A 2,755-nucleotide genomic window follows, 5' to 3' on the forward strand; every position below is an offset into this window, starting at 1 on the left:
CGGACGATCAGGCGTACATCGATGCCGGTGTGCGGCAGGCGGACGGCACATATCGCTTCACGAAGGATTCGCTGATTTCTTATCAGAATAAAAAGGACGAAGATCTCGGCGCGATTCGTCTGCTGGCAGATCTGAAGATCGACGCAGCGAATCATATCCTCACGGTCAAGACGAATACGAACGATGAGGGAAATGCGGCGGCAGTCAGGAACAGCGGCAAAAACCTCGACATCAAGGCGGGCACGCTCCGTTTGCAGACGAATGCGGATGGCAAAAAATACCCTAGATACGCTTGGGGCATTCGGAACGAGAGCGGTACAACAAGCGTCGCTGGCATGACGGAAATAAATGTCGTCGGCTATACATCGAGCCGCGCTGTGGAAGCGACGGAAGGGAAGGTGACGCTGGAAGGACTGAAGGCAAAGGTCGCCAAGAATGATGAAGCCATGGCACTCCTCGCGGGTTCGTCGGGACAGATCTTCGTCAACGCTGCGGGCGGTACACCGGGCAGTCATGTCGTAAATCTGATGGGCAATATCGGCGCTATGGGCGAGACGAGCCGCATCGATGTTGCCATGATGAATGAAGATTCGGGTCTCAAGGGTCTTGTCTTTGGCAAAGGGCAGATCAATTTCTGGCTGCAGAACGGTGCCGTATGGAATAATGAGAAATATGGCTACGGCATACCGAATAAAAATCAAAACGGTCTTGGCAAGGACTATGACTATACGTTTGAAGGCAGCCGTCTTTCCTCGCTGCGGGGCGGCAGTGATGCTTCTCAGGCAGGTTTGATCTTCCAGAAGAACGATAAGGACATCACCGTTGATAACTACAGCGGTTACACGCGCGTATTCTATGAGCACTATAGCTATGATCCGAAGAGATTGACGGGCGGCAACTTCATCATCAAGAATGCGGCGCCAGGCAGCAGCATCACACTGACGAGGGACAGCGCAGGGCTTAAGACGGACTCTGCCAAAGCGGTGGATAAGAACCTCGTCAGCGAAATGCTCGACGCGCTCGCGAAGAAACTCCGCTATACGGCGTATACGACGCATGAGCGCAATCTTACGGGCAAAGTCGAGATCGCCGAGGGGCTGACATCGTCGTCTGCATCGAAGCGCATTGAGAACATCACCTTCGATGAAACGACGGGGCAGGGCAGCTACGCCTATACGCCTGCAGTCGATGCGCCGCATGGGAAGACCGCGTTCACGACGCGCCTTTCGGGTACGGCGCCCGATCAGGAGTACGCCGATGCGAATGTGCGCTTGTCGGACGGCACGTATCTTTTCCAGAAAGAGTCGAGCATCGCGTATCAAAGCGCTTCGGCTGCCGACAGCGGCGCGATCAAGGCGAGCGGCGATGTCCAGATCGATGCTAAAGACAATGTGCTGACGGTCACGAGCGGCACGAAAACAGCGGACGTCAAAGAAGCCGCCGCCATCGTCAACGATGAAGGCAAGAACGTCGAGATCAAGGCAAAGACGCTGAAACTCACGGTGAACGATACGACCTCGGCAGCGCCTTTAGAGCGCGCATGGGGCATCCGCATGTCGAGCGGCACGGTGACCGTCGCGGGTACGACGGAGATCGACGTCGGCGGCACGAAGGAGAGTAAGGCAGTTCAAGTCTCGGGCGGCAAGCTGGTGCTGGATGGTCTTAAAGTGACGACAAACAGCGCTGCCGCAGAGTCGGCAGCATTGTTCGCGCAAAACGACGGACATATCGAAGTCGACGTAAGAACGAATACCCCGAAAGGATCGGAAGTTAAGATCACCGGTCATCTTTTGGCAAAAGACGCAGAAAGTCGGATCGATGCTTCGTTTATGGGGAATAAATCCTATCTCAAAGGTTATGCCTATGGCGATGGAAAGATCAATATGTGGCTGCAGAAGGGCGCTGCCTGGTATCATGAGAAGCAGGGCGCGACTTCGCCGACCGGCTTCACGGGCAGTCATCTGAGTGCTTTCTACGGTGGTCAGAGTCCTGGAGATGAAGGGCTGATCTTCCAGAGGGACGACAAGGACATCACCATCGACGAATATCGGGGCTATTATACGAACGTGTTCTATGAGCACGATGCCGCTGCACCGCAGAAGCTCAAGGGCGGCGATCTCATCGTTAAAAAATCATGGGGCGGCACCATCACGCTGATCACGGACAGCGCCGGGCTAAATACGGATCCTGCAGCAAGCATCGCCGAGAAGAATCTCATCAGCGAGACGCTCAACTCGCTTGCGGGCAAGCTCCAATATACGGGCTATACGAAGAATGAGCGTCAACTCAAAGGGCAGGTGCAGATTTCCGAAGGATTGACAGCCTCCTCGGTGAAAAAGCGGCTCGAAGACATCACGTTTGATGAAACGACGGGCAGGGGCAAATATCTCTATACGCCGATGATCGAGCCGCCGAATGCGCAGACGGATACAGACTTCACAACGGGCATCACGGGCAGTGAGACGCACGACGTTCCCTATGCCAATGCCGGTGTTCGCAAGGCGGACGGATCGTATGTATTCACGAAGGATTCTACGATCACGAGCGGCGCGACTGTGGTCGTGGCGGGCGCGTGGTTGGGCACTATCAGCGCGGCGATTTCAAGAGTCAACTCGCCGGATCCGCTGAACATCGATCTGAATGGAAAAAATCTCACCGTCAAGACTGCAACGGAGGTCAGCACGACCGGCATTTCGTCCATCGGTGGGACCTCGAAGCTCAACATCAAGAACGCCGGCGCGATCTCCGTCGATGC

Annotated in this window: 1 pseudogene; it reads left to right on the plus strand. The window is 55.3% G+C overall.

Features of this window, described 5'->3' with window-relative positions:
• Nucleotides 1–2,755: pseudogene (locus tag ACTTKG_RS10225) on the plus strand (hypothetical protein); the annotation flags it as partial.

The organism is Selenomonas sp., assembly GCF_052169755.1.
Lineage (GTDB): Bacteria > Bacillota > Negativicutes > Selenomonadales > Selenomonadaceae > Selenomonas.